At 68.4% G+C, this 24,572-nt stretch carries 20 protein-coding genes; 12 read left to right on the top strand and 8 right to left on the bottom strand.

Features of this window, described 5'->3' with window-relative positions; all coding sequences use genetic code 11:
* Window positions 1–85: 85 nt before the first annotated feature.
* From AXE84_RS04400 to AXE84_RS04390, 3 genes are all read left to right on the top strand, one after another.
* A complete protein-coding gene (locus tag AXE84_RS04400) occupies window positions 86–757 on the top strand; it encodes a class I SAM-dependent methyltransferase (protein ID WP_060956991.1) in 672 nt (223 codons plus the stop codon).
* A 541-nt stretch (window positions 758–1,298) separates the two neighbouring features.
* Entirely contained in the window at window positions 1,299–1,523 is a 225-nt protein-coding gene (locus AXE84_RS04395) for a hypothetical protein (protein ID WP_060956990.1), read from the top strand.
* A gap of 149 nt (window positions 1,524–1,672) precedes the next feature.
* A complete protein-coding gene (locus tag AXE84_RS04390) occupies window positions 1,673–3,481 on the top strand; it encodes a hypothetical protein (protein ID WP_060956989.1) in 1,809 nt (602 codons plus the stop codon).
* Window positions 3,482–3,636: 155 nt separating this feature from the next.
* On the opposite strand, the gene AXE84_RS04385 is transcribed toward AXE84_RS04390, so the two are convergent.
* A complete protein-coding gene (locus AXE84_RS04385; RefSeq protein WP_060958151.1) occupies window positions 3,637–4,044 on the bottom strand; it encodes a phage holin family protein in 408 nt (135 codons plus the stop codon).
* Window positions 4,045–4,091: 47 nt separating this feature from the next.
* Between AXE84_RS04385 and hisC the strand changes: the two genes are divergently transcribed.
* Window positions 4,092–5,249: a histidinol-phosphate transaminase gene (gene hisC / locus AXE84_RS04380; RefSeq protein WP_060956988.1), complete on the top strand. Its 1,158-nt coding sequence runs from the start codon at window positions 4,092–4,094 to the stop codon at window positions 5,247–5,249.
* A 63-nt stretch (window positions 5,250–5,312) separates the two neighbouring features.
* On the opposite strand, the gene AXE84_RS04375 is transcribed toward hisC, so the two are convergent.
* The 4 genes from AXE84_RS04375 to pgm all read right to left on the bottom strand — a co-directional run bounded on the left by AXE84_RS04375 (window position 5,313) and on the right by pgm (window position 10,595).
* Window positions 5,313–6,497 carry a YwiC-like family protein gene (locus tag AXE84_RS04375; RefSeq protein WP_208854575.1) on the bottom strand — a complete coding sequence of 395 codons (1,185 nt, stop codon included), beginning with the start codon at window positions 6,495–6,497 and terminating at the stop codon, window positions 5,313–5,315.
* Between the two features lie 207 nt (window positions 6,498–6,704).
* On the bottom strand, window positions 6,705–7,664 hold the full coding sequence (locus tag AXE84_RS04365; RefSeq protein WP_236750145.1) for an endonuclease domain-containing protein: 960 nt from the start codon (window positions 7,662–7,664) through the stop codon (window positions 6,705–6,707).
* A 467-nt stretch (window positions 7,665–8,131) separates the two neighbouring features.
* A complete protein-coding gene (locus AXE84_RS04360; RefSeq protein ID WP_236750144.1) occupies window positions 8,132–8,662 on the bottom strand; it encodes a GNAT family N-acetyltransferase in 531 nt (176 codons plus the stop codon).
* Between the two features lie 250 nt (window positions 8,663–8,912).
* Window positions 8,913–10,595: a phosphoglucomutase (alpha-D-glucose-1,6-bisphosphate-dependent) gene (gene pgm / locus AXE84_RS04355; protein ID WP_060956984.1), complete on the bottom strand. Its 1,683-nt coding sequence runs from the start codon at window positions 10,593–10,595 to the stop codon at window positions 8,913–8,915.
* A gap of 401 nt (window positions 10,596–10,996) precedes the next feature.
* Between pgm and AXE84_RS04350 the strand changes: the two genes are divergently transcribed.
* The 7 genes from AXE84_RS04350 (at window position 10,997) to AXE84_RS04320 (ending at window position 20,175) form a co-directional block, all read left to right on the top strand.
* Window positions 10,997–11,395, top strand: a complete 399-nt coding sequence (locus AXE84_RS04350) for a RidA family protein (protein WP_003788269.1) — start codon at window positions 10,997–10,999, stop codon at window positions 11,393–11,395.
* A 338-nt stretch (window positions 11,396–11,733) separates the two neighbouring features.
* Complete coding sequence (locus AXE84_RS04345; RefSeq protein WP_060956983.1) at window positions 11,734–12,702, top strand: DUF5129 domain-containing protein; 969 nt, start codon at window positions 11,734–11,736, stop codon at window positions 12,700–12,702.
* Between the two features lie 49 nt (window positions 12,703–12,751).
* Complete coding sequence (locus AXE84_RS04340) at window positions 12,752–14,395, top strand: DUF5129 domain-containing protein (protein ID WP_060956982.1); 1,644 nt, start codon at window positions 12,752–12,754, stop codon at window positions 14,393–14,395.
* 122 nt (window positions 14,396–14,517) lie between these two features.
* A complete protein-coding gene (locus tag AXE84_RS04335) occupies window positions 14,518–16,113 on the top strand; it encodes a DUF5129 domain-containing protein (RefSeq protein WP_060956981.1) in 1,596 nt (531 codons plus the stop codon).
* Window positions 16,114–16,262: 149 nt separating this feature from the next.
* Entirely contained in the window at window positions 16,263–17,243 is a 981-nt protein-coding gene (locus tag AXE84_RS04330; protein WP_060956980.1) for a DUF5129 domain-containing protein, read from the top strand.
* Window positions 17,244–17,317: 74 nt separating this feature from the next.
* A complete protein-coding gene (locus AXE84_RS04325; protein WP_236750143.1) occupies window positions 17,318–18,898 on the top strand; it encodes a DUF5129 domain-containing protein in 1,581 nt (526 codons plus the stop codon).
* A gap of 80 nt (window positions 18,899–18,978) precedes the next feature.
* Window positions 18,979–20,175 carry a DUF5129 domain-containing protein gene (locus tag AXE84_RS04320; RefSeq protein ID WP_236750142.1) on the top strand — a complete coding sequence of 399 codons (1,197 nt, stop codon included), beginning with the start codon at window positions 18,979–18,981 and terminating at the stop codon, window positions 20,173–20,175.
* Between the two features lie 8 nt (window positions 20,176–20,183).
* On the opposite strand, the gene AXE84_RS04315 is transcribed toward AXE84_RS04320, so the two are convergent.
* Window positions 20,184–21,578 carry a hypothetical protein gene (locus tag AXE84_RS04315; protein WP_060956978.1) on the bottom strand — a complete coding sequence of 465 codons (1,395 nt, stop codon included), beginning with the start codon at window positions 21,576–21,578 and terminating at the stop codon, window positions 20,184–20,186.
* 156 nt (window positions 21,579–21,734) lie between these two features.
* On the opposite strand from AXE84_RS04315, the gene AXE84_RS04310 reads away from it, so the two are divergent.
* On the top strand, window positions 21,735–22,625 hold the full coding sequence (locus tag AXE84_RS04310) for a DUF5926 family protein (protein ID WP_060956977.1): 891 nt from the start codon (window positions 21,735–21,737) through the stop codon (window positions 22,623–22,625).
* A 336-nt stretch (window positions 22,626–22,961) separates the two neighbouring features.
* On the opposite strand, the gene AXE84_RS04305 is transcribed toward AXE84_RS04310, so the two are convergent.
* Both AXE84_RS04305 and AXE84_RS04300 read right to left on the bottom strand, forming a co-directional pair.
* Window positions 22,962–23,708, bottom strand: a complete 747-nt coding sequence (locus AXE84_RS04305; RefSeq protein ID WP_029316034.1) for a DNA alkylation repair protein — start codon at window positions 23,706–23,708, stop codon at window positions 22,962–22,964.
* A 3-nt stretch (window positions 23,709–23,711) separates the two neighbouring features.
* Window positions 23,712–24,323, bottom strand: coding sequence for an NAD(P)H-dependent oxidoreductase (locus AXE84_RS04300; protein ID WP_009406677.1), 612 nt, complete (start codon window positions 24,321–24,323; stop codon window positions 23,712–23,714).
* Window positions 24,324–24,572: the final 249 nt, after the last annotated feature.

The following is a 24,572-nucleotide window of genomic DNA, read 5'->3' as shown; positions in this document are numbered from 1 at the left end:
GGCGGAGCGCTCGCGTCCCCACCGGGCCGCCGGGCGCCGTCACCGAACCGCCTGCCGGGTGACCCGGCGTCGGTAGGATCCAGTCATGACGCAGCCCCGCCAGCAGCACTCCGATCAGCAGTCCGACGCCGCTCACTCCGCCTCCCGCTGGGAGGAGCGTTACGCCTCGGTCGAGCAGCTCTGGTCGGGGCGCCCCAACGACTGGCTGCCGGAGCTCGCCACCGACTGGAGCCCCGGGACCGCCCTGGAGATCGGCTGCGGCGAGGGCGCCGACGTCCTGTGGCTGGCCGAGCGCGGCTGGCAGGTGGTCGGGCTGGATCTGTCCGCCACCGCCATCGGGCGCCTGACCGGGCAGGCCGAGCGGCTCGGGGTCGCCTCGCGCGTGACCGGCCGCGTGCACGACGCCGGAGACGGCCTGCCGGCCGGACCCTTCGACCTGGTGACGAGCTTCTACGTCCACGGCGGGCGCGAGCCGGGCTCCCTGGACCTCGTGGCCCTCCTGTCCGACGCCGCTACCCGCGTCGCTCCCGGCGGGCACTTGCTCGCCGCGGTGCACGCCGTCAACCCGCCCTGGCACACCCACCACGCCCGCACCTACACGGCCGCCGAGCTCCTCGAGGGTCTGGCCGAGGCGACGGACGGCTGGGAGGTCGTCGTCGGCGAGGAGCGAGACCGGCAGGTCACGGGGCCCGACGGCCAGGAGGGGCACCGGGCCGACGCCGTCGTGTGCCTGCGCAGGCCGCCGGCCTCGGTTTGATGGACAAGTCGTGGGAACGGCCCTGAAGAAGTGCCGGAATATTCTGGGTAATCGCCGGAGTGTGGCGCGGGCAACGCCGAATCGGCGGAATGGCGCCTATTTCTCAGCGTGTTCATAGGGGAATTCGGGGGGTCTGCTCAGGATCGGTGGGTTACATAGTTACTGCCGCCGGACGGAACCGGTCACGAGGGTTGGGGAGCCCGATGACTGGCAGGTCTCCGAGTCTGGAACGGGTCTTAGGGAGCCCGGACCGGACGTTCTGGTGAAGGAGGTCCTGCCTCCTCGGCCTTATGGGAAGCCGGGTAGCAGGAGGACCTCGCGAGGCTTGGGCCCGCGGTCCGGGAGGCCGGACCGCGGGCCGAGTCCTTTATTGAGGAGGCGAGCCTGAGGCCCGGCCACCGTCAACTCGTCGAGCCTTTTCCCGGTACGTGGCGCAAGGACGTGCGGTTCACCGGGGGCCACAGGCGCCGGAGTGCAGGTCTGATCCACAGGGCTGCAAGCCGGCGCTGCGGCCGCTTTCGGGGCGCCCTACCGTCGAGTCATGTCATTCTCACTGTCACGCTCCAGGGCGGACTACGACGCCGCCGTTACTCAGTTCCCCACGTCAGTCCCCGCCAGCTGGGTGGGGGCGGACTCCGCCGCCTGCCAGACGATGCTCACGAATGTCTCCGGTCTCCTGACTGCGCTGGCGACGCGCTATGACACGGCCTCGTCCAAGGTTGGTGTCATCGAGCTACGCAACTCACCGGATGGAAGCTCGTCATGAGCCCGGTTGCCATGGACGGGGACAGTCCGTACCCCGTCTGGAAGCAGGATCCCCACGCGACGAAATCACCGGCCTCTTCATCGGCGCCCCCGAAGCCCACGACTCCTCCCGCCTCGACCGCCCCACAAGATAGCGGCCACACCTGGACCATGTGGGGTGGGGGCCCTGCGGTGGTGGTGTCGGGCGGAACCGTCTCCGTCAACACGAGTGATCTCGACTCCCTGGCCAGCAGCCTCACCTCGGCGGCAGGCACTCTGGATGACGCGCGAACCCTTATTGCCAACGTGGTCACTGAAGTGAATGAGGCGCCGGCTCCGCCGGTATCCCCACCCAGCGTCCCATACCCGATCCTGGGTGGATTCGATCTGGAGAAGTCCGTCGCTCTTCAGGCCCTGGATGCGTTGAGCATGGGGCCGGGTTCGCTCCAGGACGTCGCCGGTACGCTGCGCGGCATTGCCTCCGACGTCACCGCCTGCTCCCAGGCCCACACCCTGGCCGACGGGAAGGCCACTCCCGTCAACGGTCTGGTGGGACCCGTGGACGTGCGGGCCTTCGACTCCGGTCTCCTCAAGATGGCGCTGGGGTCCGTCGCAATCGCCTCTCAGTTCCCCACGATCGCAACTCTGCTGGCGTCCTCACCGGCGACGAGCTGGCTGCTCTATGAGCTGGTGAAGGACAACGAGGACGGGCAGGCCGCCGTCGAGGTCCTCCAGCTCCTGCTCAGTGACCCGACCACCGAGCAGTGGGTCAAGGAGGACCTCGTCAGGATCGTCCTGCTGACGCGCTGGCTCAAGAACGCCAAGACCGGGCGGGAGGCCGCCACGGTCCAGACCTACCTCCAGCAGGTCTCCCAGCGCCTCGACCCCTGGGCGAAGCAGCGCCTGCCCGGGCAGGTCGCCGTCGGGACACAGACCGTCGACACCACGAGCCTCACGTCCATGCAGCGCGTCGCCATGGTCCTGGGTGCGAACGCCGCCGCGATAGGGGCGGGGGTCTACGGGACCCAGAGCGGCGTCACGGTCACCCCCGTCGGCGGCAACGGGGCCACCGTGCTCCCGCCCGCGGCCAAGGATCCCTTCGGGCTCGCCAGTGCCGTGAATCCCGGTATGACCGGCAAGGGCAAGGAGGCCAAGTCCCCGCAGAGCATCTCCGAGACCATCACCCACTGCCAGGAGGTGCAGTCCTCGAAGAACTCCCTGGGGCAGGGCTACGAGGAGGCCGGGGTCATCTCCATCCAGCGGGTCGAGCACGCCGACGGGCGAGTCTCCTGGGTCGTCTACGTCCCCGGCACCACCGACTGGACCGTCGGCGACGGCGAACCGCAGGACCTGCTCACCAACCTCGAGGCCGTGGGCGGCACGCCCACGGACATGGAAAGCGGCGTCGTCACCGCCATGCGCCAGGCCGGCATCCAGCCAGGTGAGGAGGTCGCCCTCTACGGCCACTCCCAGGGCGGAATCACGGTCTCCAACATTGCCGCCGACCCCGCCATCCAGGAGCGTTACAACATCACCACGGTCCTCACCGCCGGCTCCCCCACCGCGGGAGCCGACATCCCCGACGACGTCCACGCCCTCCACCTGGAGAACACCGGCGACGCCGTCCCCGGGCTCGACGCTGCCCCCACGCCCACCGGCCCCAACCGGCAGGTCGCCATGCTCGACACCCACCAGATGAGCACGAACGGCTACCCCCACTCCTCCAGTGTCTACGCCCAGGCCACCGAAGGGCTGGAGGACAAGGCTCCCGAGCTGGCCGAATGGAACAAGTCCTTCTCACACGCCTCGGGCGCCGGCGAGCAGGGGACGACCACCACCGAGTATACCTTCGCGATCCAGCGCAACACCGACCCCAACGGGATCTACAAGGGCGGCACCACCTACCAGGGCAAAGTGCCCTCGGCACAACCCTCCTACCCCCGGCCCACCCCGAGCCCGCAGACGACGGGCGAGCACTAGGAGCATGAGGTCATGACGGTGGTGACGTGTTCTGGCATGCGGGTGCCGGCCTGCTCCGGGAGGCAGAGGTCGACGCCGGATGATGCTGGGCGACGCCGGGCCCCCGCCGGCCGGTATCAGCGGCGCCGTCCGGCGCACCTCCGGCGTCGTCGGCCTCAGTCCTCGCGGCGCACGAGCATCGCGGCGATGATCGAGGAGATCACCGAGATGATGATCGAGCCGACCACCGCCGAGCCGAAGGAGGCCACCTCCAGCCCCAGCGGCACCGACCCGCCGGCGCCCAGCGCCGCAATGTGGTCGGTGAGCAGGCCTGTCAGCGAGAGCATCGCACCGTTGACCACCAGGGCGAACAGTCCGAAGGTGACAATGTAGAGCGGAAAGGTCAGGAACTTCGCCACCGGCTTGATGAGCGAGTTCACCAGCGCCAGCACCAGGCCCAGGACCAGCAGGTTCAGCCACATCGGGCCGGCCCCCGACCCCTCGGGCACACTCAGCCCGGACAGCAGGCGCGTGGCCAGCCACAGGCCGGCCGCATTTCCGACAGTTCGTGCCACGATCTCCATGGGGCCCATTGTGCCCGGGCAACCTGTGCCGGTGCCAAGATGGAGGTATGACTCCTGCAGCGACCCCAGTGCCCGGCGGACCCAAGCCGGCGACCCCCGCCCACGGCTCGGAGGACGAGGGCCCCTCGACGACGGTGCGCATCCGCCCCGACGTCGCCGCCCTGCCCGCCTACGTGCCCGGGGCCCGCCCCGACGACGCCGCGGCGCAGATCGCCAAGCTCTCCTCCAACGAGCTGCCCTACCCGCCGCAGGACGCGGTCGTCGAGGCCATCACCCGCGCCGCCACCGGGGTCAACCGCTACCCGGAGATGACCGGGGAGAGCCTCACGCAGGCCCTCGCCCGCCGCTGGGGCGTGGAGGCCGAGCAGGTCGTTGTCGGCAACGGCTCGGTCGCCCTCATCCAGCACCTGCTCGACGCCGTCTGCGAGCCCGGCGACGAGGTCGTCATCCCCTGGCGCTCCTTCGAGGCCTACCCGATCTGCGTGGCCGTCGCGGGCGCCCGGGCCGTGCGCGTCCCGCTGACCCCCGACGCCCGCCACGACGTGCCCGCCATGCTGGCGGCCATCACCCCTCGCACCCGTGTGGTCATGGCCTGCACCCCCAACAACCCCACCGGGACAATCCTGACCGCTGAGGAGCTGGCCGAGCTCGTGGCCGGGGTGCCGCGCGACGTCGTCGTCCTCATCGACGAGGCCTACCTCGACTTCGTCACCGACCCGCGGGCCGGTGACGCCCTCACCCTCCTGGCCGGAGCCCCCAACCTCGTGGTCTCACGGACCTTCTCCAAGGCCCACGCCCTGGCCGGGATGCGCGTGGGCTACCTCGTGTGCGAGCCGGGCCTGGCCGCCGCCATCCGCTCGGTGACCACACCCTTCGGGGTCAACCTGCCCGCGCAGGCCGCCGCCACCGCGGCCCTGGGGGAGGGAGAACTGGCCCGAACCGCCCAGCGCTCGGCCGCCGTCGCCGCCGAGCGGGACCGGGTCGTGGAGGCACTGCGCACCCAGGGCTGGCAGGTCCCCGAGGCTCAGGGCAACTTCTTCTGGCTCGGCGTGGACGAGCAGACGACGACGCTGGCCGAGCACTTCCGCGGCGCCGGCATCCTCGTGCGGCCCTTCGCCGGTGAGGGCGTGCGGATCTCGGTGGGGACGACGTCGGACAACGAGAGGGTCCTGGCCGCCGCAGCCGCCTGGCGCGCCGAGCACTGAGGCCCGCCGGAGCGGGTGCCGCCGGACAGGGCGCGGCGGGCTACGGCGTCGTCGTAGGCCTGGTCATACGGAGATGGTCACCAGGAAGGCCACGCACATGACGACCTCGACGATGCCCATCGTCCCCGGGCGCAGCGGGCGGTGGCGGGTGCGCACCAGCTGCCACTGCCACAGCGGCATGACCAGCGACCGCACCGTCAGCACCACCCACAGGACGGCGTGCCCCCACGGCAGCATGCCCGACGACGCCAGCCACCACGTCGCCGCCGCCACCAGCGTGTGCGCTACCACCGTGCCGGCCAGCAGCGTGTAGTTGAAGCGCTCGCGGATCATCGACTTGATGTAGGGGACCGTCCCGCCGAAGTAGGCGGCCGTCAGCGCCGTGACCAGCCACATCCAGGACCAGCCCGTCAGAGCGCCGCTGGGGGAGGCCCCCGGCAGGGGGGAGCTCGGTGTCCCCAGGCCCAGGAAGCCGCCGTCGCCGCGCACCGCCAGGCTGTAGGTGACGGCCGCCATGAGGGAGGCGGCCGTCGTCGTCGACAGCCCCGAGAGCAGTGAGCGTTCGTGACCGCGCCACACCTGGTGCAACGCGATGGCGAACAGTGGTGCCAGAGGCACCGCCCACTGGATGAGGTAGGGCGCCACCAGCAAAGTGATGAGGGCCAGGGATGCCGTCCAGCCGGTGTAGACCAGGAGCGGCAGCATGATGAGGGCGCGCTTGCGGGCCGAGCGGGTGCGCAGCCACTGCGACCAGGACCAGTAGGTGAGGTAGCCGCCCCACCAGGCGGGAAGGAACAGGAGGTTCACCCAGCTGAAGCCGCCCACGATCCAGCCGACGATCGGCGGCAGCACCAGCATCGACCAGGCCCCGTGCTGGTTGGGCACCCAGGCCTTGCGGCCGGGCTGGCGGCGGATCTGCTCCTGGGTGGGTGGCTTGGGGCGCTCGGTCTGCCGGGGCTTTCCGGTGGCCAGCATGATGTCGTCCTGCGGGCCGGGGCGGGACTGCTGAGAGGGGGCGCGGCGCGGCGCGGTGACGCCCGATGGTGCCGAGGTGGTTCCCAGCGGCGTCAGGGCCTGGTCAGCTGACGCGGCCGCGGGGCTCGTCGGGGAGCCGGCAGGCGCGGAGGACGCGGAAGGCACGGGGGAGTCCGCCGATCCGGCGGCCGGCGTCGGGCGCGGGGGATCGGTGTGCGCGGAGGGGTGCTCGACGTGGTGCTTGGACGGCCTCGACGGGCGGGACTGACTCACGCCCTCACCCTAATCGCTTGCCCCCAGCGCTGGCTGGGGACGTTCTCTTCCGGCCGGGGACACTTTCTCCTAGCCGGGGGCATCCTGCGCGTGCGGGGACGGGATTGCTGTCCCCGACGGCGTCGAATGCCCCCGGCCGCAGCGAGACGCACCCGGCCGTGTGGAATGTCCCCGTGGGCAGGGGGCGGTGCCCGGCTCGGTGGCGTCTTACCAGCGCACGCCGGTGGGGTGGATGCCGTGGCGGGCGAGCTCGCGCAGCATGGCGGAGGCGTCGGTTGGCCAGGCCTCCTCCCAGGTCCAGCGGGCGACGTCGTAGCCGGTGCGGGTCAGGGCGAGCTCGCGGCGGCGCTCGTTGAGGACGGTGTCCTCGGCGTCCTTGCCGAAGCTGTTCTTGCGGTACTTGATGCGGCCGTCGAACTCGCCGACCACCTTGGTGCGGGGCCACAGGAAGTCGAGGCGGTAGGTGTGGTCGTCGATGTGGACCTCGTGCTGGAGGTCGGGGTGGGGCAGGGTGGCCTGCCACATGCGCACGCGGGAGAGGGACTCGCCGGGAGATTCGGAGCGGGCGTCGGTCAGGTGGATGGCGGTGCGGGCACTGCGAATGCCGCGGGCGCCGGTGCCCAGGTGGTCGACGGCGTCGTTCAGCTCGGCGCGGGTGCACAGGTGGGCGGCCAGGGCGGCGTCCATGGCGCAGACGCCCTGGGTGAGCCCGCCCCACCGGGCCAGGTCAACGACCGTGTCGGCGACGGATGAGGTATGGGCGCCGGATGCGTTGAGCAGGTCGCCCAGGCCGGGGCGGCGGTGGCGTTGAAGCAGTGCCGTGCGCGCCCGGGCCTCGCTGAGACGGAGGCACTGCACTCGCCCGGGGAGGCGGCCCACCAGGGGCAGCCCGAGCCACACGGCCGCCGATGGGCCGAGCAGGACGACGTCGCCGCGGGTCTTGGCCATCGCGGCCCGGATGAGGGTCATGTGCCTCAGGTCCGGCCTGGCCTCCGCCCACTCCTGGGAGGGCACGTAGGTCCCCGGGGCGATGCGGGTGAGTCCCGGGCCCGCGAACAGGCGGGATGCCCCGGTCATGACCGGATCGGAGGTGAGGAGCAGCGGCAGCGATGGTGCTGGGCTGAGACTGTGCGCTGGGCCGGTGCGTTCGAGGGTGGTGATACTCATGCCTCCCATCGTGGGGCGATGCGCGGGAGGAGGCGCCCGACGTCGTCGGCCCTGTGGAGGGGGCTTGCACCCGGCGACCTGTGGCACCCGGAGGGTCGCCGTCTGCGGGGACTTTCCGCGCGTGTGGGGACGGTGGGGGCCGGGGCGGGGTCAGGTAGCGGTGACGGTGGCTGGGGACATCCGGCGCGCCCGGGGACGTTCCACTCCAGCCCGGGGGCGTCTCACGCGTTCGGGGACATTCTCTTCCGGCCGGGGGCATCCTGCGCGTGCGGGGACATTTTCTTCCGGCCGGGGACGTCCTGCGCGTACGGGAACGGGATTGCTGTCCCCGACGGCGTCGAATGCCCCCGGCTGGAACGAGACGCGCCCGGCCGCGTGAAATGTCCCCGTGGGCAGGGCAGGGCGGTGCTAGGTAGGGAGGCGGGAGGAAGATGCCGCCGCGGTGACGTCCGAATGCTGCGGGGTACTCAGGGCAGGGTGAGCCGCATCTGGTGCCAGGGCACGCCGCCGTGGTGGGAGGCGGACAGGCCCTCGTCGACGAAACCCAGGCGCGCGTAGAAGCCCACGAGGTCGTCGAGGCAGGTGAGCACCAGACCCTGGCGGCCGTGGGCGCGCGTTGTCTCGATGACAGTGCGCAGCAGTCGGGTGGCCAGCCCCTGCCCCTGGGCGGCGGGAGCCGTGGCGACGCCGAGGATCATCTGCCAGGCCCCGTCGGGGTCGTGCATCGTGGGGGCCTCGTACATCTCGTCGCTCAGATCGCGCGCGTGGGTGCACAGGCCGTTGACCAGCGCCAGCAGCATGCCGCCCTCGTCCTCGATGAGCCAGAAGTGGTCGGCGTAGGTAGCCATCCGCTCGGCGATCGTCGTCGGGCTGGCGGCCTGCTCGGGTGGGAAGCAGATGGCCTCCAGGGCGGCGGCCATGGCCGCGTCCTGCGCCTGCTCCGCCCGGGCTGTCCGGGCCGTGCGGATGTGGAGGACGGGGGAGTCGTTGGTACCCATGGCCATATTTTCACCAGTCGGTAGACCGACGTCGAGCATGCACCACCGTCTCCGCGCGTCCCGCCGTCACGGTCGGGGACGTCTTGCGCGTGTGGGGACATTTTCTTCCGGCCGGGGGCATCCTGCGCGCCCGGGGACAGGATTGCTGTCCCCGACGGCGTCGAATGCCCCCGGCCGTAACGACACGCACCCGTACGCGCAGGATGTCCCCGTGGGCAGGGTGGCGCGAGACAGGAAGGCGCCTGCGTCGTCAGCCGCCCAGGGCCGCGGCGACCACCTTTTTGGCCTCCTCCTGCACCTGCGCCAGGTGGTCGGCGCCCTTGAAGGACTCGGCGTAGATCTTGTAGACGTCCTCCGTGCCCGAGGGACGCGCGGCGAACCAGGCGTCCTCGGTGGTGACCTTGAGCCCGCCGATGGGGGCCCCGTTGCCGGGCGCGTCGACCAGGCGGGCGGTGATCTCCTCGCCGGCCAGCTCGGTGGCGGTCACGTCCTCGGCGGCCAGGGCGGCGAGCTTGGCCTTCTCCTCCTTGGAGGCGGCGGCGTCGATGCGTGCGTAGGCGCTGGCGCCGAAGCGCTCCACCTGCTCCTCGTGCAACTGGGAGGGGGACTTGCCGGTGACGGCGATGATCTCACTGGCCAGCAGGGCCAGGATGATGCCGTCCTTGTCCGTGGTCCACACGGTGCCGTCCTTGCGCAGGAAGGAGGCCCCCGCGCTCTCCTCGCCGCCGAAGCCGATCGAGCCGTCGAGCAGCCCGGGCACGAAGTGCTTGAAGCCCACCGGCACCTCGATGAGAGTGCGCCCGATCGCGGCCGCCACCCGGTCGATGAGGCTGGAGGAGACCAGGGTCTTGCCGACGGCTGCGTCGGCGGGCCAGCCGGGCCGGTGGGTGAAGAGGTACTCGATGGCCACGGCCAGGAAGTGGTTGGGGTTCATCAGCCCGCCGTCGGGGGTGACGATGCCGTGGCGGTCGGAGTCGGCGTCGTTCCCGGTGGCGACGTCGTAGGGGGTCTTGCCCTCGGCGTCGGGCGTCATCGTCGAGCGCAGCGAGGCCATGGCGTTGGGGGAGGAGCAGTCCATGCGGATCTTGCCGTCCCAGTCCAGGGTCATGAAGTGCCAGGCCGGGTCCACCTCGGGGTTGACCACCGTGAGCTCCAGGCCGTAGCGCTCACCGATCGCACCCCAGTAGTCCACCGAGGCGCCGCCCAGCGGGTCGGCCCCGATGCGCACGCCGGCCTTGCGGATCGCCTCGAGGTCGATGACGCTCTCCAGGTCGTTGACGTAGGTCTCCAGGTAGTCGTGCTTGATGATGTGGGGGCCGTCGAGGGCCTCGGGGACCGGGATACGCGGGACGTCCTGCCACCCGGAGGTGAGCAGCTCGTTGGCGCGATTGGCGATCCACGTGGTGGCCTCCGAGCCGGCCGGGCCGCCGGTGGGCGGGTTGTACTTGAAACCGCCGTCGCGCGGCGGGTTGTGGGAGGGGGTCACCACGATGCCGTCGGCCAGGCCGGGCCCGCTCGTGCGCACCCCCGCCTCGGTCCCGGCACCGTTGGCCAGGAGGATGGAGTGCGAGACCGCCGGGGTGGGCGTGTAGGCGCCACGGGAGTCGACGGCGGTGGTCACCCCGGCACCGGCGAGCACCTCGACGGCGGTGCGCCAGGCCGGCTCGGACAGGGCGTGCGTGTCGCGCCCCAGGTAGAGGGTGCCGTCGGTGCCCTGGGAGCGGCGGTACTCCACGATGGCGGCGGTCGTGGCCACGATGTGGGCCTCGTTGAAGGCGGTGTCCAGAGAGGAGCCGCGGTGCCCGGAGGTACCGAAGACGACCTTCTGGGCCGGGACGGCGGGGTCGGGGACGAGGTCGTAGTAGGCGGAGACGACCTCGTCGACGTCGATGAGGTCTTCGGGCTGTGCTGGCTGTCCTGCGCGTGCGTGCATGGGCACAGTGTGTCACGTGCCACTGGCCGCATCAGCCCGTTTCGCTGTGCGAAACACTGGCTGTTCCGAGGCCGGGACGCGGTGGTCGGCGAGGCGCTAAGTCCAACGATGGTGGAGTTGTGCGAGGGCTCGCCGCGAGGGCCGTCGTGGAAGTGCCGTAGGTCCCGGGCGGTGGGGCGGGCGCGGCCAGTCGGGGCCATGCCCGCTGTCCGTACCGCCGGCCGGCGGGGTGGAGGTGGCGGGTTGGAGGCGGGTGGCCACCCCGAGTCTAGGAAGCGGGTGAATCCGGAGGCATGGGTAGTCTGGCCCGGGCGTCGGCGCCACTGCGCTGTCACCCGGGCCGCCGCTCCGCTCGCCGGGGACGCGGCCGAACCCCAGCGTCCAGCAGGAACGAGGAACCCATGACCGTCAGCCGTATCGCCACGACCAACGCCCCCGCCGCCGTCGGCCCCTACTCCCAGGGCGTCTCCACCGGTCAGGGGGCCGGCTCGCTCGTCTTCGTCTCCGGGCAGGTGCCGCTCGACCCGGCCACCGGTGCGCTCGTCGAGGGCGACATCCAGGCCCAGGCCGAGCAGGTCCTCAAGAACGTGGGTGCCATCCTGGCCGAGGCCGGGCTCGGGTACGACGACGTCGTCAAGACCACGGTCCTGCTCGCCGACATCGCCGACTTCGCCGCCGTCAACGAGGTCTACGCCCGCTACTTCACCGGTGAGACCCTCCCGGCCCGGGCCGCCTTCGGGGTGGCGGCCCTGCCGCTGGGGGCCGGCGTTGAGATCGAGGCCATCGCCGCCCGGTCCTGAGCCGGTCCGGTCCTGAACCGGTCCGATCAAGAGCAGTCACTGAAGCCACTCCGCCACGTGCCAGACCAGCGCCGGTCGTACGGGTGCGAACCGGGGCCGGCTGCATCCGGTGGGGCGCCGCCCCACCGGCACAGGGTGTCTGATCCTGCCGGTGGGGCGACCCGTTCACTAGGCTCTTTCCCGGTTCCACGTCCACGGGGTGTCCTCTTATCGAGGGCGCCCCGTGTTGCTCTCCCCATGGCAGACGGCGTAACCGCGGGTAAGGATGAGGCACGGCTGGCGGCCGCAGAGTCACCAGCCGGCCAGGACCCACGTCGAGGTTTCATGAGAGGAAGACGATGCCGCCCACGCGCCTTCCCCTCGTCATCCGCCTCGGAGGGATCCGCTCGCTGCTGTCCTTCTGCGCCATCATGACGGCGGGCCTGGCGGCGGCGCTCTCACCGGTGGCCGTAGCGGTGTGGGCGCCCTCGCTCGCCGCCCTCACGCTCCTGCCGGCCCTGCTGGGCGCCGGCGGCGTCGGCTACTACCTGTGGCGCGGTCTGTCCGCACGGCGCATGTTCGAGCAGGCGCTGCGGCACTACGCGCAGGTCACCGACGACTACGAGGTCACCGAGCTCCATGCCCGTCTCATCCCTGAAGGCGAGACCCGCGGCGCCCACGTCATGGCCCACTACCGCTGGTTCCGTGACGAGTACGAGAGCCTGACCCGCTCCTGGCAGGACCTCGGCAGCCCCCGGGGCGCCCAGTGGTTCGAACCGGGAGTGTTCCAGCGGGCCCGTGAGATCAAGCGGCGCTCGGCCGCGCTGGAGTCAACCGACGACATCATCGCCAGCAACGCCGCGTTCCTGAGCCTGTCTTCCAACTGGGAGAGGCTCTGGCGCCAGGAGCAGCAGCCGGTTCTTCATGAGCTCGACCTGCTCCTGGGCCAGTGCCAGTGGATCGACTCCTGCGCGTTCACTCCCCGGGGCACGGTGGAGGTGCGCGAGCTGGTGCGGGCCTACCACCAGCGCCTCAGCGAGATGACCGCGGAGCTGTCGGCCGGCTTGCTGCAGCCCTCGGCGGCGCTTGACGAGCTTGCCTGGATGGCGGCCGATGCTCGTCGGGCGGGGCATGGCCTGTCGCTCAGTGCGGCCGGTGCGGAGCCTCCCCTCAGCAGCTCTCTCGGTTCTCTCGACGGCGAAGCCTCCGCCCGCCCGGGTCCCCACGCCCTGCTGGACGTCGTCGGACCCGGAAGGAACGCCGGACCACGACGGTTCCTGAATGCCGGTGCGGGATATCTCGGGGACGGGACCTTCCCGGGATGCTGACGTCGGCACACCTCACACGCCAGGCTCACGTCAGAGGAAGGAAGTTCTGATGAAGCACATGAAACAGTCCGGCATCGTCGGGCTCGGTGGAATCTGGTCGGTGACGGCCTTCGTCGCCAATGTGGTGGTGAGCCTGGCCCTCATCGCCGTGCTGCCGATCATGGTCATCTGGCCCTTCGGGGAGAGCCATCACCCCAGCGTGGAGGTCCACGATGAGGCCGGGGTGCTCCAGAGCGAGCCACTGGCCAAGGAGATTCGGGCGATGGGCTTCCGTCAGGACGTCCACGTCGCCGTGCTCACAGTCCCGGGCTGGGACGTCGACAACCTCAACGACGCTGTGCTGGAGTACGCCCGCTCGCACCAGGGCGACACTGATGTCCCGTGGATCTCGACGTCGAATCCCAACTACTGGAGCGACGGCCTGGTGATCCTGGCGGTCGCCCCGGAGGCGCGCAAGGTCGGCTGCTACTTCGGTGAGGACGTCGCGGTCCCCCTGGAGCAGCAGGCCGCCATCCAGAACGCCGCCAAGAACCAGTACCGCCGGGCCGACTGGTACGGGGGCACTCTCTCCATGGCGGCCAAGACCGCCGACGTCATCGGTCGGCCCGGAGGCGGTGATGTGGGCACGACCTACGTCCTGCCCGGAATCTCGGCACTTGTGGGCCTCGTCTGGCTCTCGTGGTATCTGTGGCGCGGTTTCGCGGCGCGACGCCGGGCGCGCGAGGCGCTGCGCCACTACTCGCAGGTCACTCACGACTACGAGACCACCGAGCTCCTGGCCGGCACGATTCCCGAGGATGAGCCGCACGGCGCCCAGGTCATGGCCCGCTACCGGTGGTTCCGTGAGGAGTATGAGAAGGTCGCCCGCTCCTGGCAGGACTTCGGCAACCCCCACTGCACCCAGTGGTTCGGCATGTCGGTGCTGAGACGGGCCACCGAGCTGGAAAAGCGTTCTGAGCTCCTGGACTCCCTCGACGACGTCATCGCCAACACCGCCACCTTCCTGAGTCTGTCGCCCGGCTGGGACCGTGTCTGGAGCAACGAGCAGGGGCCGGTCCTGGAGGACCTGCAGTCGCTGCGGAGACTGTGCCACCAGGTCGACAGTTCCGACGCCGCCGAGAACGTTGCGATCGCCGAGCGCGCCAAGGAGGAGCGGGACTGGGTCCGCTCCCGTAAGCAACGCTTGGACGACATGACCGCCGGACTGGAGGACGGTTTGCTCCAGCCCTCGGCTGCGCTGGACGAGCTCGACGAGATCGCCAGTGAGACGAAGACGAAGGCCTCTCGGCTCGCACGCGAGGCCATTGACGCCGACACCTCCAGGTACGCCGACGAGCGCCGTCGACGCTACGACGACTCGAGCTCGTCCACGGATGCCGCTTACGCCGGCTACTGGTATCTGGGCGGGGGACACGGCAGCTACAACCCGCACTCGACGATCCGCCTCAACCCCTCGTCTCCGGCCATCTCTGCTATCGGCTCATCCGGCTCGTCCAGCTCGGGCGTCGGCGCCGGCGGGTCCTTCAGTTCCTTCACCCCGGTCTCCGACCTGGTGGTGGGATACAGCTCGGCCTCCTCCTACACGCCGTCGAGCAGCTCCAGCTCCGGGTCCAGCTTCTCGGGAAGCAGCTTCTCCGGCGGCTACAGCGGTGGTGGTGGCTTCTCCGGGTCGGGCTCCTCCTCGAGCTTCTGAGCCGGTGCGGGCGGGCTCCTGTCGGTGCTGGCTCTGCCCGCCTCCGGGGCCGCCCGGCCCTCGCTAGTATCGGCACCGAAAACGTCCAGGCAGTAGGGATTCAGGAGGGAAGTGAGGCTCGGATGGAGCAGCTGGGGCAGAACCCCGCCACACGCTCGGGTGGAGCCCGTTCAGTGGTGGCCTTTACCGCCGTCATGGTCTTGGGCCTGACCCTGGTCCTCTCGCCGCTGATCGTGTGGCTCTGGCCATCGAAGAAGGAGACGGTGCCCACCTACCGGCCCACGGTCGAGGTCCAGGACGAGGCCGGCGTGCTTGACAGCGCAGCGCTGAGCGCCACGCTCAAGAATCTGGAGTTCCGCAAGCAGGTCCACCTGGCTGTCCTCACGGTGCCGGGTGAGGACATCGACAACCTCGACGACGCTGTGCTGGAGTATGCCCGTTCGCATGCGAGCGACACTGATGTCCCGTGGATCTCGACGTCGAACCCCAAGTACTGGAGTGACGGCCTGGTGATCCTGGCGGTCGCCCCCGACTCGCGCAAGGTGGGCTGCTACTTCGGTGAGGACGTCAAGGTGATGAGCAGCCAGGAGGGCACCATCCAGGACGCCGCTAAGTCCCAGTTCCGGGAGAAGGACTGGGACGGGGGTCTGGTCTCCATGGGGAAGAAGTCCACGAAGTACGTCGGTAAGCCTCGCAGCGACCTGAGAGCCTTCTTCCTGCAGGTGTCCTTCCCAGTCGCCGGGATCGGTGCCGCCGGTATCGGTGTCTACCTGTGGCGAGGACTCACGGCCCGCCGTCGGGCCGGCGAGGCGCAGCGCCACTACACGCAGGTCGCCCATGACTACCGGGCCACTGAACGGCACGCCCTGCGAATCCCCACCGAGGAACCCCACGGGGCGCAGGTCATGGCCCGCTACCACTGGTTCCGCGACGAGTACGCGAACCTGGCCCGGTCCTGGCAGGACTTCGGGAGCCCCCGGGGCACCCAGTGGTTCGGACTCTCCATGCTCCGCAGGGCGACCGACTTACGAAGACGATCGGCCGCGCTGGACACGCTCGACGACGTCGTGGCCAACACCGCGACCTTCCTCAATCAGGACCGTGGCTGGGAGCAGGCCTGGTACAACGAGCAGGGCCCATTGCTGGAGGACCTCCAGGCGCTGCTCACCCTGTGCCAGAAGATCGACTCCTCCGGGAGGCTGCCGGTCAACACGATGGGCACGCGGGAGAAGGTTCGCTGGTTTCATGAGCGCCTCGGCCGCATGACGATGGACCTCTCGGCGGGCAGGCTCCAGCCGTCTCAGGCCCTCGACGAGCTCGACCTGATCGCCGACGCCACCCACAGGGAGGCCGACGGCCTGGCATGCTACGCCATCGACGTCGACACCTCGCGGTACGCCGACGAGCGCCGTCGCCGTTTCGAGAGCTACCGCGGCTCCGGTCGATACGCGGCCTACGGCGGCGCCTGGTCCCTGGGCGGTGCCTACGGCAACTACGACCCCCATGCCACGATCCGCGTCAACTCGGCGTCGCCGGCGATCGCCGGCCTCACTGGCTTCGACAACGCGGCCTTCCGTTCCTTCGTTCCGGTCTCGTCCCTGGTGATGGGCTACAGCGCGGCGTCAACCTTCACCCCGGGCGGCGGAACCTCGGGAGGAGGCGGCTTCTCCGGGGGCGGCGGCGGATTCTCCGGGGCGGGCTCCTCCTCGAGCTTCTGAGCCGGGTTCTGCGCTGGTCCACTGGCCCGCAACGACGAACTGAATACATTTGGTCTAGAGCGGTCGATTGATGCTGCTAACCTCAACCTGCCGAGAGCGGAGGTGGTACGTCGTTCGAGGTTGGCTCGGTTATTAACAAGGAATGTCACATGAAGCAATCTGCGATCATCCGCCTTGGAGGTCTTCGAGCGGTCGCAATGTTCGTGATGAATATTGCCGGAGCATTGATCGCGATCCTGCTTCTGCCGGCGGTGCTCATCTACCCCTCCGCATCTGGGCATCGTCCCGATGTGGTCGTCCGCGATGAGGCCGGCATCTATCACGAGCAGACTCTTCGCCGCGGCCTGGAGGCGCAGCACTACGATCGTGAGGTTCGTATCGTTGTGCTCTCGGTCCCCGGAGCCGGTATCGGCAACATTGACGAGGAGACCGTCAAGTACGCTGGCGACAGTACGCAGGGCTCCCCCTGGTTCCAGGGAACCGGAGTCGATAGTCCGGTGAATGGAACGATCCTCTTCGTGGTGGCGCCCGAGTCCCATTGGGTGCGTTGTTATGCGGCGAAGGACGTGCAGCTGTCTGCCGACAAGCGGGAGGCGATCGAGAACGCCGCGGGAAGCCACTACGCCCAGGACGACTGGGATGGCGGAGCCGTGGCGATGGGGCAGCAGCTGGCGGCATACATCGGTTCAGGCGGTGGGAACAGCGCGATGATGCGGGTCGCCGGTGCGGTCCTCGCCTTCATGGCGGGAACTGGATGGCTCGCCTTCTACATATGGCGGGGCGTCACCGCCCGGCGCCTTGGCAGAGCTGCCCACAAGAAGATGATGCAGGTCGTCTACACCTACGATCTCACCGAGCTGCAGGCAGGAACCCTGCCGGAGGGGTCCCGTCAGAGTCGGGATGTTGGTTCCGACTACCGACGATTCCAGGACGAGTATGACACCGTCAGTCGAGCATGGAAGGACTTCGGAGAGCCGCGGGGTGCTCAATGGTTCGGTCGCGGTGTTCGTGCTCAGGCCGCTCGTCTCGCTGAGAGGACGGCCAGTTTGGTCGAGCTTGACGCCGCTGTGAACGCCGGCGCCGCGACTCGGGTGGACACGATCCAAAATCCTGGGGGTACTGCTCTGTGAAGAAGCCGCCAACAGTCTCTGAGCTCGGTGGGATACGAGCGATCCTCGGGTATGTAGGTAATCTCCTCATTGGTGTGGCCCTTGTGATGGCGCCATTCATTATCAACGGTGGGAAATCGCCCTTCTATCCTGCGAAACAATTTCACCCGACGGTGGAGATCCATGATGAGGCCGGAATTCTTCATCGGGACCAGGTCAAGTCGGAGCTTGAGAAGCTCACCTTCCGGCAGGCGACCCATGTGGTGGTCGTGAATCTCCCGAATTCTAAAGTCGAAAGCCTTCAGGAGGAAGTGCGGAACTACGCTCGCACCCACCCCACGGATGTCCCATGGATCTCGTGGGAGGACTCAGGGCGCTGGGCCGATAACGTGATGATCGTCGCTCAAGCGCCACATACCGACTATGATGATGTGCTGGCAGGACAGGGGAGGAACTTCTTTTACGGGCCGAATCTGGAGATTGACTCGGACGGCCAAAGTGCGGTGTGGTACTCGATTCAAAAGTATCTGAGCCAGAGCCACCGTGACGAGGATGCGCTCGTGGTCACTGCTGTGAATGCCGCTTCCAGCAACATTGGCCAGCAGTTTCATCTTATCCGCTTCCTCAATAGGGTGACATTATTCCTGATTTTCATGGGGTTGGCGTCACTTTGGTTTCGATACTATGTGGCTCGGGGTAAAAAGGCTCGTGCGGGCATCGAGGAGGCTCGTCAGGCATACGAGCGGGTGGTTGGTCGGCGTGCCGATATGAGTACGTTCACGTCGCTCATTCCTGTTGACGAGCCTTATGGGGTTCAGGTTGTTGCCAGGTATATGGTGCTTCAGAAGCACTATCGTCGACTTGAGCGATCATGGGGTGCGTTGGGGAACCCTGTGGGACTGCAGTGGTACGGACTGAGAGTGGGGCGGCAATCCGCCTATGTCAAAGCCTACTCAATGCAGTTGAATGCCGTTCAGCAGGCGGTGATCAACTGTGCTCGACTGTTGTCCCTGACAGAGTTCTGGCGGGACGCGTGGCAGAACGAGTGCGATGCAGTGTTCGCAGATATGCAGGCAGTCAAGCGGTTCGCCACGTCAGGTGGGCGCGCGTATGACTTGCAGCTCACGAGCGCGATGCAGCAAGTGGCCTCCCTGCGCTCGATGGTTGACGGTCTTGAAGGCAGGCTGTCTCAAGGTCAGTTAAGACCTGTAGAGGGGCTCGATGTTCTGGGGCGCGTTGTGTTGGAACTGAGGCAGATCGCGGAACGCTTTGTTGATGGCGTATTTGCTGGAATGTCGAAGGGTGAGAGGAGGAGGTGTCGTCGCCGGTATAAGAAGTACATGAACTCGCGTAGCAGCAACCCGAGCTGGAAGATCTCCATGATGCTGGGTGGTGCTCAAATCGGGCCTGGCGGGCAGGAGGCTCCTGGTGACGAGGGACTGAAGCCCAATGACCGCTGGGGAGGCGTGCCGAGAATGTCAAGCACCGTGCGCATGCTCACGAGGTCGCCCGCGGTTGATGAGGTCGCGGTGACGGGTGAGGGTGTGGGTGCACTGTCTGTGAGTACCCCAGTGATGGATGTATATAACGCCTACCGGTACGCCATGTTATACAGGGATCCCTGGTGGAAGCGTGAACCCAGCAAGAAGCGGAAGTGGGCAATACGATGGTCTTAGGGAGAGGTGCTCAGGGGCATCGGCGACGCAGCATCTCCGATGTCATCACGTTTGTTGCAAATATTGTGCTATGTGCGCTGATGATCTCTGCGCTTCCACTCGCGATTCTTGGGCCTTTTCGGCAAGGTCATGTCCCCACTGTCAATGTTCGCGATGAGGCCGGCATTTTCGATGCCCAGGCTCTTCAGCGTGATCTGCAGAGTCTGAGATTCCGGCAGGATATTCGTTTCGAAGTCGTCTCGCTGACGGGGTGGGGCATCAACAACCTGGATGCCGCCACCGCGAACTACGCCGAGAACATCTTCGACTACCAACAGGACTTTCGAGCCTCGGGCGGAGGTCGCTGGAAAGAAGGAGTGGTTGTCATCGCGGTTGCCCCTCACGCGCACCAGATGGCCTTCTACCCCGGCGCAGACGTGTCACTGGAGCGATCCGAGCAGGTCGCCATCCAGGACGCGGCGGCCTCTCGTTTCGCCGCTCAGGACTGGAACGGCGGCGTCGTGGCGATGGGACGTCAAGCTGAGACCTACCTGGGTCCCTACGGCATGACGGTCTCGGGTATCGGCGTCGTCGGTGCAGGGGTGCTGTGCGTGGCAGGCGTGGTCAGACTCGTCATCTACTGTCGGAGAGGGCTCAGCGCCCGTCGTCGGGCACGAGCAGCTGCCCGCTCCTACGCACAGGTGACCTACGACTACGACTCAACGGCCCTACGCGTGGGGACGCTCGAGCCCGGTTCACCGGAGTCTCGTCAGCTCGCACAGCGCTACCAGCGCTTCGAGGCCGAGTATGACGACGTCGCACGAGCCTGGAACAGATTCGGTGAACCTCGAGGCATCGACTGGTTCAGCAAGAGCGTTCAACATGAGGCCCTCGAGCTCGAGCGGCGCTCCGCAGCCCTTGATGACGGCGACGACGTCATCGTGGACACCGTGTCCATGCTGACGATGTCCCCGACCTGGGAGCAGGTCTGGGGCAAGCTGCAGGAACCGGTTCTTGAGAACCTGAGATCGGTGACTCGGATGGTGCGATCCGCAAGTCGCCGTCGGTCCGGGCTCCATGTCGAGGCTGTGCAGAACTGGGTCGGCCACCAGAATCGGAGGCTGGGAGAGTTGACCAACAGCCTGGATCAAGGCGAGATCGCTCCGGCTGCGGCGCTGGCCGAGCTGGATCGGATCTCTCGTCTCGTGGCCACCGTGGAAACAGCGGTGGCACGACGTCGCGATGTGGTTGCCAATGCCGCTGCCGCGACGTCGACGGCAACCGCGGCGCGGGTGTAGGCGGGCCGTCACGAGGTGGGCGTGTAGCCGACGATCTCGGTGCCGTGGATACCGATCATCAGATGCGGGTCGGTGAGATTGGCCTGAATGTGCGCCGACGTCCCCGGAGGGGCGATGACCTGCGACGTGCGGGTGTCGATGACGAGGGATGTTTCATCGTTTGTCGACTGGCTCCACTGGCGGTGGAATGCGAACGGGGCCGCCAGGATGTGTCGGTCGCTGGTGAGATGCCAGCCGAGCTGCAGCGTGCCTCGCCCCGGAGTCCGGTCGAGGCCCTTCTCGAGGGGCAGTGTCACGGGGGTGCCGTTGAATGTGCAGGCGCTGGGGGAGGCGCACTCGACGGTGTACGTGGCCCAGGAGAGGTCCCCCGATTCGTAGGCCCGCTGGAACTGCTCCACGGTGGGGGTTCCCGATTCCGACAGGAGCAGCGCCGCATTGCTCCCGGAGAGGGGGAATGTCCCCCTCGGCTCTCCTTGAAGGGAGTAGGCCTCAGCGGTCTCGGAGTCCCGGGGGATGTGGATCCACCCGTCGTGCGCGGGGATGTATGTCGATTCCCTCCCCAGATCCTCGCCCGCCCAGTCGTTGCGGACGCTCCCGTCAGCGAGGTTCATGAGACCAGTCCGTGCCGCATAGTTGTTGTTAACCGAGACGGCCGACACCAGGATGCTTCCAGTGGCGTCATCTCCTGCGATTCCTGACGGCAGAGGGGTGGTTTGGGCGTCGTACCTGCGCTCCCAGCGCCGAGTGGGGCGCCCGCCGCTCCAGTCCCAGGCGCTGCACCGGTTGGTGCTGCTGTAGGTGTCGCAGGTGATGATGAGATGAGGGGAGATGACGTACGGCCAGTCGTGTGAGGACCACGGGGCGGCTTCTGTGCGCCCGGTGGCCGGATCGAGAATCTCGTGATTGAGAACCAAGTGCCCGCCCCACCAAGGGGATCCCCATACGTGGATGTTCTTGTCCGGCAGCTCCCACAGTATCCTTGGGCCTGCCTTGTCAAGGAGGTAACCGCGCAGAGTGGACTTCTTTTCACGGGACTCCACAACGAGGTAGTTCCCGCATCGGTGGATCACGGGGGAGCTCAGAGTCGCGGATGGGTCGGTTCCGCTGTCGAAGCGCCAGGCCTCAGTCCACTGGGTTCCCGGTGCGGGGCTCGTGCCGGTGGAGGTGTCGCATGACGTCGTCTCCTTCGCCTCGGCCGAGGCCTGCCAGGTCGAGTACGCCGGCGCCTCCGGTTGAGTGAGTGAGGACGCCATGACTGGTCGCTGCTGAGCCCACGTTTGTGCGAGCGTGAGGAACACGCTGATGACGACGAGCACCAGTGCAGTCTTGAGCAGCCGGCTGCTCCAGGCCATTCGAGCAACACGGATCCCCAGGTGCCGAAGGCCCACCGCACTGAATCGCATGGGACTAGCATTCCCCACTCCATGCGGCGGCGGGACTGTTCCCCCTGTGACGTCGAGGGAAACCGGTGGGGAGAACTGCCGTGAGGCGCGTCATGGGCCGGCGACGGCTCGCCGTCGGCCTGGGTGGGGCGCCGCGTGGCCGGTAGGCTGACGGGCATGTCGAAGAAGAAGCGCCACGGGCGCCGTCCGGCCGCCGCGTCGGCCAAGCCCCGCAAGCAGAGCATCGAGTTCGTCGCCCGTCCCTTCGCCGGTCTGCCGGCCGAGGAGGACCTCGTGGCGATGGCCCAGATCATCCCGGCCGCCACGGCCACCGTGCGCCTGACCAAGGAGTACGGGGGCAAGCAGATCCAGCTCGTCACGCTCCTTCCCGAGTTCGTCCAGGGGCTCAAACGCTCCGACGGCGAGGTCCTCGTGGCCATGCAGACCTCCATGCACTCCGGGGACGCCTCCCGCGACGTCGCCGCCGCCGTCCTGGCCACCCTCGAGCTGCCCGAGGGCCAGGCCCTGCGCACCGACGGCCTGCCCGAGCCCGGCCCGCGCCTTCAGGACATCCTCGACACCACTGAGCCGCCGGTCGTCTCCGTGCGCGAGACCTTCGACTTCTGGATCGACCCGCAGGCCGGGGCCGGTGACGAGCAGACCCGCCAGGTCATTGAGGAGGCCATCGAGCGCGCCAAGGAGGAGATCGCCCCGACCCGGCCCGTTCCCGGCGTCGAGCACGCCTACTGGTGCCGACTGGGCGCCAAGGAGTTCGTGCGCTGGGCGCGTGGGGAGGATGAGGACGAGTTCTTCAACGCCTTCGCCCGCATCTACGCCGCGCGCGAGTCCGACCTGGAGGAGGGAGCGCGCTTCGTCGGCGCCTTCCGGGCCAACGGCCTGGCCATCCCGGTGTGGGAGCTCGTCCCCGGCACTGAGGCCGAGGAGCTCACCAAGCCGCTGCAGGCCATGGGCAAGCGCCTGGAGGCCGCACTGGCCGACACCAGCCCCCTGAGCCCCGAGGTCCGCCGCGCCAAGGCCGGCATCATCTCCCGCCAGGTCAATCTCTGACTCTTTCTCTCGTCGAGCCGGGCATCTTTCGCGTCGCCCTCCGGAATTTCTGTGGGGCACCGCGAAGAATGCCCGGCTCGATGGCGACCGGGGCGGGCGACTCCCCCTGCTGGCCTGACCGTCCCCCGCTGACGGGGACGTCTCACGCGTGCGGGGACACTTTCTTCCGGCCGGGGACGTCTCGCGCGTTGGGGGACGGGTTCGCTGTCCCCGACGGCGTCGAATGCCCCCGCCCGGAAGGATGCGCACCCGGCCGCGCGGAATGCCCCCATCGAGGGGTGCGTGAGTACTGAGAGGACAGCCCGTCCGGGTTCGGCCACCAGCTGGCCGACACCATCACCGGATCGAGCGCAGCGCTCGCTTGATGATCCGTTCAGTGGCCGGGGTGGGCGACTCCTCCTGCCAGCGCTCGCAGAGCTCCCTGGCCCAGGCGGGCTGGGTCTTGGCGGCGTCATTGATCCAGTTCGCCACAGAGTCCTGCACGTAGCGGGAGGAGTCGGCACGCAGCGGCTCGAGCAGCGGAAGGCCCCGCTCGGGCTCCTTCTTGAGCGCGGGGATGTGCCGCGCCCACACGCCGCGTGGACGCAGCGACTCGCTGGCGAAGCGCCGGATGCGCTCCGAGGGTTCCGAGGTCCATGGCCGCAGCGCGCGGATCGCCTCGTCGAGCCGGGGCACCAAGTGCGGTCGCACCGCCATCCATGCCCACTCGCGCACTCCGAAGTGCGGGTCATCCGCGGCCGGTCGCACCAGGGCCAGCAGCATGTCGACGTCGGCGTCCTTCTCCTGGGAGACCAGGGCGAAGACTGCCCAGCCCCGGACCGTGTCGACCGGGTGGTCAGCGAGATCCAGGCAGGCGGAGTGACCCAGGTGCGTAGACAGCGCTTCGCCCATGGTCTGCATACGGGCCAGGATGCCGAGCGAGTCGGCGCGCTTGGCCGCTTCAACCAGCCCCTCGGGCGCCTCCGGCACCACCTGCGTCAGAAGTGCGGAATGGGTGATGGCCAGGATCTCCGCCAGTGTTCGGGACTCGTCTCGTCCCGAGTTCAGCTCGGCTTGGCGCGCCGCGGTCACACCGGGGCTCATGCGTCACTTCACCACGAGCCGGGCCACGCGCTTGAGGTGCTTCTTGTGCTGGCGTCGGCCGGTCTTGCCGACCTTGCCGAAGTTGACCCAGCTTCGCCCGCCCATGCCCAGCTGCTTGAGGACGGCTCCCAGGAACACCGAGCCGACGTAGTTGCCGCAGAACCGGCGCAGGAACCAGGTCGGGGCGGTTGAGGTGGTGAGCACCAGCACCTGCTGGATGTGGGTGAGGTGCCCCTTCACCCCGGAGGCCGTCGGGTGGTAGGCCCAGTTCTGTTTCATGACTTTGTCGACGAATCCCTTGACGATGGAGGGCACCTCGCTCCACCAGATCGGGCAGATGACAATGATGCGCGAGGCCCCCTCGATGAGCTTCTGGTAGTGGCTCACCAGCGGGTCCAGCGTGCCGCCCTCCGTGAACAGGGCCAGCTCCTCAGCGGGCATGCGCGGGTCGAAGCCGTCGGCGTAGAGGTCGACGACGTCGTAGGGCCGGCCCGCCTTGTCCAGGGCGGAGGTGGCGGCCTCGAGCACGGCGTGGTTGAAGGAGCCGTCGTAGGGGTGGGCGTAGATGATGAGAGTGCGGTCGCCCGTCTTCTTGAGAGTCTTCTTAGCGGTCATCAGCTGTCTCCAATCGTGACGATGGCGCGCAGGGCTGCGCGGATGAAGGTGGTGTCGGCGGTGGTGCTGTCGGTCGCCATCCGCGGGCACCGGTGCCCCCGACTCAGCGGAAGGCGCGCGGCATTGGGTGCGACCAACGTACGCCGTGTCACCGAGAGCTCGCTGGCATGCCGGGGGACATTCTGCGTGTGCGGGGACACTATCTTCCGGCCGGGGACGTCTCGCGCGCCCGGGGACGGGATTGCTGTC

It is taken from the genome of Actinomyces oris, from assembly GCF_001553935.1.
In the GTDB taxonomy this organism is placed as follows: domain Bacteria; phylum Actinomycetota; class Actinomycetes; order Actinomycetales; family Actinomycetaceae; genus Actinomyces; species Actinomyces oris_A.
This window is presented reverse-complemented; position numbering and strand designations above follow the sequence as displayed.